The organism is Pseudomonas sp. FP453, assembly GCF_030687495.1.
GTDB lineage: Bacteria > Pseudomonadota > Gammaproteobacteria > Pseudomonadales > Pseudomonadaceae > Aquipseudomonas.
The window spans coordinates 2,102,814-2,110,000 of the sequence record NZ_CP117435.1; the positions used below are offsets into that span (position 1 = coordinate 2,102,814).

Annotated in this window: 5 protein-coding genes, 1 rRNA gene and 1 pseudogene (1 of these 7 only partly in view); 3 read left to right on the forward strand and 4 right to left on the reverse strand. The window is 58.8% G+C overall.

Translation table 11 applies throughout. The features are described from left to right. Positions 1 to 93: 93 nt before the first annotated feature. Positions 94 to 1,254, forward strand: coding sequence for a cysteine desulfurase family protein (locus PSH87_RS09700; RefSeq protein WP_026136531.1), 1,161 nt, complete (start codon positions 94 to 96; stop codon positions 1,252 to 1,254). Between the two features lie 49 nt (positions 1,255 to 1,303). Beyond that, a complete protein-coding gene (locus PSH87_RS09705) occupies positions 1,304 to 3,112 on the forward strand; it encodes an aminopeptidase P family protein (protein ID WP_305433309.1) in 1,809 nt (602 codons plus the stop codon). On the opposite strand, the gene PSH87_RS09710 is transcribed toward PSH87_RS09705, so the two are convergent. From PSH87_RS09710 to rhtA, 4 genes and pseudogenes are all read right to left on the reverse strand, one after another. Then, on the reverse strand, positions 3,105 to 3,698 hold the full coding sequence (locus PSH87_RS09710; protein ID WP_017734842.1) for a 2-hydroxychromene-2-carboxylate isomerase: 594 nt from the start codon (positions 3,696 to 3,698) through the stop codon (positions 3,105 to 3,107). The genes PSH87_RS09705 and PSH87_RS09710 overlap by 8 nt on opposite strands. 32 nt (positions 3,699 to 3,730) lie before the next feature. Further along, a complete protein-coding gene (locus PSH87_RS09715; protein ID WP_305433312.1) occupies positions 3,731 to 4,462 on the reverse strand; it encodes an SDR family oxidoreductase in 732 nt (243 codons plus the stop codon). Between the two features lie 112 nt (positions 4,463 to 4,574). After that, positions 4,575 to 4,856, reverse strand: a complete 282-nt coding sequence (locus PSH87_RS09720) for a hypothetical protein (RefSeq protein ID WP_016980214.1) — start codon at positions 4,854 to 4,856, stop codon at positions 4,575 to 4,577. Positions 4,857 to 5,020: 164 nt separating this feature from the next. After that, positions 5,021 to 5,909 (reverse strand): annotated as a pseudogene (gene rhtA / locus PSH87_RS09725) (threonine/homoserine exporter RhtA). Between the two features lie 643 nt (positions 5,910 to 6,552). Here rhtA and PSH87_RS09730 point away from each other — a divergent pair. Beyond that, positions 6,553 to 7,187, forward strand: a 16S ribosomal RNA gene (locus PSH87_RS09730); it runs 902 nt beyond the window's last position.

A 7,187-nucleotide genomic window follows, 5' to 3' on the forward strand; every position in this document is an offset into this window, starting at 1 on the left:
TTTAATGGCATTTGATCGGTTAAACCTGACGACCTCTGTCCCGGTCGATGCCCCTGAGACGCTGCTCTCGGGAACCTGCTCTGCGAGTCTTTCATGAATAAACGTCCGTTGTATTTCGACTACGCCGCCACCACGCCGGTGGATGAGCGGGTTATCCAGGTCATGGTTGAGTGTCTGGGTTTCAACGCCAATTTCGGCAACCCTGCGTCCAGTTCCCACGCGTTCGGCCAAGCGGCCCGGCAAACGGTTGAACAGGCGCGCCGCCAGGTGGCCGAGTTGGTGGGCGCCCAGGCTGAGCAGATCGTCTGGACGTCCGGTGCCACCGAATCCAACAACCTCGCCATCAAGGGCGTGGCCCAGGCGCGGGGTGTGGCGGGTGGGCATATCATCACCAGCCAGATCGAGCACAAGGCCACGCTGGACACCGCGCGGCAATTGCAGGAAGCCGGCGTGGCCGTGACTTACCTGGTGCCGGACGCCGATGGGCTGATCACCGCCGATGCGGTGAGCGAAGCGTTGCGTGAAGACACCTTCCTGGTGTCGTTGATGCTGGTAAACAACGAACTGGGGACCCTCAACGACATTCCGGGCATTGGTGCGCGGGTGCGTGAGCATGGCGCGCTGCTGCATGTGGACGCGGCGCAAGGGGCGGGCAAGGTGGCAATCGACCTGGCGCAATGGCCGGTGGATCTGATGTCGTTTTCTGCCCACAAGCTGTACGGCCCCAAGGGCATCGGCGCGTTGTATGTCGGGCCGCGGGCGCAGCAGAAGGTGTTGGCGCAGATCCACGGCGGCGGTCACGAAGGTGGTTTGCGCTCCGGTACCCTGGCGACCCATCAGATTGCGGGCATGGGCACGGCGTTCGCCCTGGCGGCGGCAGCTTTTGTTGAAGAAAAGGCCGTCATCGTAGCCTTGCGCCAGCGCCTGCTGGACCAGCTGGCAGCGGTGCCGGGTGTGCGCCTCAATGGCAGCGCGACGCAGCGGATTCCCCATACCCTGAGCCTCACGTTCGCCGAGGGCGAATTCAATGCGGCGGCGTTGAGCGCGGGGCTCGCGTTTTCGGCGACCTCGGCGTGCAATTCGGCAAGCAATGCACCGTCCCACGTGCTGCTGGCGTTGGGGCATGACGCGCGCAGTGCCGGCCGTACCATTCGCTTGAGCCTGGGCCGGTTTACCACCGAGCAGGATATCGACCAGGCCGCGCAGTTGATCAAGGCGGCATTGGCCAGCGCACCGGCGTTCTGGGCGGTCTGATCCCTTTTTCGCAACACATAATAATTATTCGTGGTTAGCAGGAGACACAATGAGTACGCAGCCCTTGACCCATGGAACGGTTCCCCAGCGCCTGGCGCAGACCCGCGAACTGATGCGCCGCGAGGGCATTCATGCCCTGCTGGTACCGTCAGCCGACCCGCACTTGTCCGAGTATTTGCCGGGCTACTGGCAGGGGCGCCAATGGTTGTCGGGGTTTCATGGCTCGGTGGGTACGCTGATTGTCACTGCGGATTTCGCCGGCGTTTGGGCAGATAGCCGCTATTGGGAACAGGCAACCAAGGAACTCAAGGGCAGCGGTATCGAGTTGGTGAAGCTGCAGCCGGGCCAACCTGGGCCGCTGGAATGGCTGGCCGAGCAAACACCGGAAGGGGGTGTGGTGGCGGTGGATGGCGCGGTAATGGCCGTGGCTTCGGCGCGTACGCTCGGTGGCAAACTCGCGGAACGCGCTGCACGCCTGCGTACCGATATCGATCTGCTGAACGAGGTCTGGCAAGACCGGCCGACGTTGCCCAACCAGCCGATCTATCAACACCTGCCGCCGCAGGCCACCGTCAGCCGTGGCGAGAAGCTCGCCGCACTGCGCGCCAGCCTGCAAGAGAAGGGGGCCGACTGGCACTTTATCGCCACCCTGGATGACATCGCATGGCTGTTCAACCTGCGTGGCGCCGATGTGTCGTTTAACCCGGTGTTTGTGTCCTTCGCGTTGATAAGTCAGCAGCAGGCCACGTTGTTTGTGGCGCTGAGCAAAGTCGATGCAGCGCTACGCGCAGTGCTGGAGCAGGACGGTGTCACCCTGCGTGATTACAGCGAAGTGGCGGATGCATTGCGCGCGGTGCCAGCGGGCGCCAGTGTGCAGATCGATCCGGCACGCGTCACGGCGGGCCTGCTGGAGAATCTTGATAGCGGCGTCAAGCTCGTGGAAGGGCTGAACCCGACCACGCTGGCCAAATCGCGCAAGAGCCTGGCGGACGCGGAACACATCCGTCAGGCCATGGAGCAGGACGGCGCGGCGTTGTGTGAGTTTTTCGCCTGGCTGGACAGTGCGTTGGGCCGTGAACGTATCACCGAGCTGACTATTGATGAGCACCTGACCGCTGCGCGTACCCGTCGTCCGGGTTATGTGTCGCTGAGTTTCAATACCATCGCTGCGTACAACGCCAACGGGGCGATGCCGCATTACCATGCCACCGAAGAAGAGCATGCGCTGATCGAGGGTGATGGCTTGTTGCTGATCGACTCGGGTGGCCAGTACCTGGGTGGTACCACGGACATCACGCGGATGGTGCCGGTCGGGACGCCGAGTGACGAGCAGAAGCGCGATTGCATGCGGGTGCTCAAGGGGGTGATTGCCTTGTCCCGTGCGCATTTCCCCAAGGGCATCCTGTCGCCGTTGCTGGACGCCATCGCCCGCGCGCCGATCTGGGCCGAGGGTGTGGACTACGGCCATGGCACAGGCCACGGTGTAGGTTATTTCCTGAATGTGCATGAAGGCCCGCAGGTGATCGCCTACCAGGCCGTGGCCGCGCCGCAAACGGCGATGCAGCCGGGCATGATCACGTCGATCGAGCCGGGTACTTACCGTCCGGGGCGTTGGGGGGTGCGTATCGAGAACCTGGTGTTGAACCGTGAAGCGGGCAAGACCGAGTTTGGTGAGTTCCTCAAGTTTGAAACCCTGACCTTGTGCCCGATCGACACCCGCTGCCTGGTAGCGTCGCTGCTGACGGCGGACGAGCGTGAGTGGTTCAACGCTTACCACGCTGAAGTGCGCGAGCGCCTGAGCCCGTTGCTCAACGGCGCTGCGCTTGAGTGGTTGCAGGTGCGTACGGCGGCTATTTGATCAAGGCTTCGCGCACAAACTCCAGACGGTCCTGACCGAAGAACAGCTGATTGCCTACAAACAGGCTGGGGGCGCCGAACACGCCGCGTTGAACGGCTTGTTCGGTCTTGTCCTTGAGGGCGGTCTTTACGCTTTCGTCATTGGCGAGAGCCAGGACCTCCTCAGGGTCAAAGCCGTGCTCGGTCAGTACTTTGGCAACGACGGCGGGATCGCCCAAGTGAAGGCCTTCGACCCAGAGGGCGCGGAACAGGCAGTCGACAAAAGCCTCGAAGCGCTCAGGCTGACGCATTTGGACACCGGTGACTGCACGCATCAGCACCAGGGTATTGATCGGGAAGTGCGGGTTGAACTTGAGGGTTACCTGGTAGCGCTGGGCGTATCGGGCCAGGTCGTCGAACATGTAGCGACCCTTTGCAGGGACGGTGATGGGGGAGGCATTGCCGGTGGCTTTGAATACCCCGCCCAATAACATGGGTTGGTACACCAGTTGAGCTGCGGTTTCGGCGCACAGTGCCGGCAGTTGGGTGTATGCCAGATAGCTGGCAGGGCTGCCGAGGTCGAAGAAGAACTCCAGGGTTTTAGGCATGGCTGATGCTCTCTGCTTATTGTTATGGGGGCTTACCAGGGTTCATTCCAGGGGCGCAGATCCAGTTCAAACGTCCAGGCGTCGCGTGGCTGGCTGTGCAGGTACCAATAGTTGTCGGCAATGTGCTCGGGGTTGAGAATGCCGTCCTGATCCTTGAGGGCGTATTTCTGCGGGAAATTGTCGCGAATGAAGTCGGTGTCGATGGCGCCATCGACCACCACATGGGCGACGTGGATATTCCTCGGGCCCAGTTCCCTCGCCATGCTCTGTGCGAGCGCGCGAATGCCGTGCTTGGCCCCGGCGAACGCGGCAAAGCCCGCGCCGCCCCGTAATCCTGCGGTAGCACCGGTGAACAGGATCGTGCCTCGATTGCGGGTGACCATGCGCTTGGCGACTTCGCGTGCATTGAGGAACCCGGAGAAGCAGGCCATCTCCCAGATCTTGAAATATTTGCGCGCGGTTTCTTCGAGGATGCTGCAGGGGACGTTGGCGCCGATGTTGAAGACGAACGCTTCAATGGGGCCCAGCTCGGTTTCGATCTGGTCGACCAACGCGATCACGTCATCTTCCTTGCGTGCATCGCAGGCAAAGCCATGGGCTTCGCCGCCCGCAGATCGGATGCTGTCTACCAGGGGCTGCAATTTGTCGGCGCTGCGGCGGGTGACACAGGCGACATAGCCTTCGCGGGCAAAGCGCTTGGCAATGGCGCCACCGGTGGCATCACCGGCGCCCACTACCAATACGATTTTCTTGTTGTGCGTCATGGGAACTCCGTTGGCTCGATAGTCGAGCAGGAGTCTAGACGCAGCGCCGCGAAGGGCCGGGTTTGTCGCGGGAATTAAATGCGAGCAGTCGGTGGTGGACCTGCTCGGGCGACTATTTGCAAATGACGATCATACTGCGACTGGTGTAGCCGGCAGGGTTGAGGCCGAAGGGGTAGTCCCCTGGTTCCTCGGAGTTGTCACCGGACTTGGCGATAACCCGGTAGCCTTTGGCGCCGCAGGAGTTGGTAGCGCTGGTGTAGCATTGGTCCCAGGAGGACGACAGGCCCGAACAGTTGATATGCAGCCCTTTTTTGCCCCGTTTTACTTCTGTCTTGGTGGTCGCGGCACAGCCAGCAATGGCCATGACCATTAACAGTATCAAAATTCGCTTCATTCCTATCCTTAATAGCCACTTCGCAATACTTGAAGCTGGCTCTACTCGCTCTCGAGTGTAGCGTTCGCGCTGTCCCTGTCGAAAATCTCCATGAATGACATTCGTTTACGGCTTAAACATGGCCTAAATGAGCGGCAAATACCAGAGCTACCTGCAAAGATGCCTCAATCCGCCGCAACCAGTGGCTTTGATTCGTTGCGCATTGTCAGCGTGGCACCGACGGAGGCCAGGATGATGCAAGTGATCGCCAGCCATTGTGCCAGGGACAGGTGTTCTTGCAGGAATAATAGGCCAGAGAGTGCGCCGAATGCGGGTTCAATACTCATGAGGGTGCCGAAGGTGCGGGCGGGGAGGCGAGTCAATGCGACCATCTCCAGGGTGTAGGGCAAGGCCGTGGACAGAATGGCAACGCCGATGGCGACGGGGATCAGGGCGGGAGTGAGCAATGCGGCGCCGGCATGGACGATACCGATTGGCGCGATAAACAAGGCGGCGATCATCACACCCAATGCGGCGGTCTGGACGCCGTTGTCGTTTCCGGCTTTTTGGCCGAACAGGATATAGAGGGCCCAGCAGACGCCAGCGCCCAGCGCATAGGCGGCGCCGATCAAGTCGATGCCGTGGCTGGCCTCTCCCATGGGGATCAACAGCAGCAGGCCGATGATTGCCAGGCCAATCCACAGGAAGTCGACGGCTCGTCGCGATGCGTAGATGGCTACGGCGAGCGGCCCGGTGAACTCTAGCGCTACGGCGATACCCAGCGGGACAGTGCGCAGCGACATATAGAAGAGAAAGTTCATGCCACCCAACGCGATACCGTAGATGACTACGGTGCGCAGCGACTTTGCTGTCAGCTTGGCGCGCCATGGCCGCAATAGAAGCAGCATGATCACACTGGCGAAAACCAGACGCAGGGTTGTGGTGCCCTGTGCTCCGACTATAGGAAACATTGCTTTTGGCCAGTGAGGCGCCGGATTGAATAGACGCCATGGCGATCAACAGCAGGCCGACAGGAAACAATGCCGAGGCCAGGCTGCGGGGGGAGGTGGTCATTGGGGTGTTCGTCCGAGGTCGTATGTAGAGAAACATTGGACGCTATGATGCTTAACTGTTTGTGGTTGAGCAATATATTGCTCAATTATCTTGGTTTGGTCCTTCTATATAGAGGGAGCTCGGCTTTTTTGGCTTGTTTGATAGAAAAACCAAATTAACGGTTGACGGCAGATTCTGGATGTCTATAATTCGCCCCAATTCCGGCGCAGTCGAAACGGAAAACTCCTTGGTAAACAATGAGTTATGTGAGTTTCGGCAGCAGGTTGCTTCAGTTCATCGAAGCCAGAAAGAAGTTGAAAAAGAGGTGTTGACAGCAGCGTGTAACGCTGTAGAATTCGCCTCCCGCTGATGAGAGATCTGAAGCGCAAGTGGTTGAAGTTGTTGAAGAATTCTTCGAAAGCTTCTTTAAAATAATCACTTGACAGCAAATGAGGCTGCTGTAGAATGCGCGCCTCGGTTGAGACGAAAGATCTTAACCAACCGCTCTTTAACAACTGAATCAAGCAATTCGTGTGGGTGCTTGTGGAGTCAGACTGATAGTCAACAAGATTATCAGCATCACAAGTTACTCCGCGAGAAATCAAAGATGTAACCAACGATTGCTGAGCCAAGTTTAGGGTTTCTTAAAAACCCAAAGATGTTTGAACTGAAGAGTTTGATCATGGCTCAGATTGAACGCTGGCGGCAGGCCTAACACATGCAAGTCGAGCGGTAGAGAGAAGCTTGCTTCTCTTGAGAGCGGCGGACGGGTGAGTAATGCCTAGGAATCTGCCTGGTAGTGGGGGATAACGTTCGGAAACGGACGCTAATACCGCATACGTCCTACGGGAGAAAGCAGGGGACCTTCGGGCCTTGCGCTATCAGATGAGCCTAGGTCGGATTAGCTAGTTGGTGAGGTAATGGCTCACCAAGGCGACGATCCGTAACTGGTCTGAGAGGATGATCAGTCACACTGGAACTGAGACACGGTCCAGACTCCTACGGGAGGCAGCAGTGGGGAATATTGGACAATGGGCGAAAGCCTGATCCAGCCATGCCGCGTGTGTGAAGAAGGTCTTCGGATTGTAAAGCACTTTAAGTTGGGAGGAAGGGCAGTTACCTAATACGTGATTGTTTTGACGTTACCGACAGAATAAGCACCGGCTAACTCTGTGCCAGCAGCCGCGGTAATACAGAGGGTGCAAGCGTTAATCGGAATTACTGGGCGTAAAGCGCGCGTAGGTGGTTTGTTAAGTTGGATGTGAAATCCCCGGGCTCAACCTGGGAACTGCATTCAAA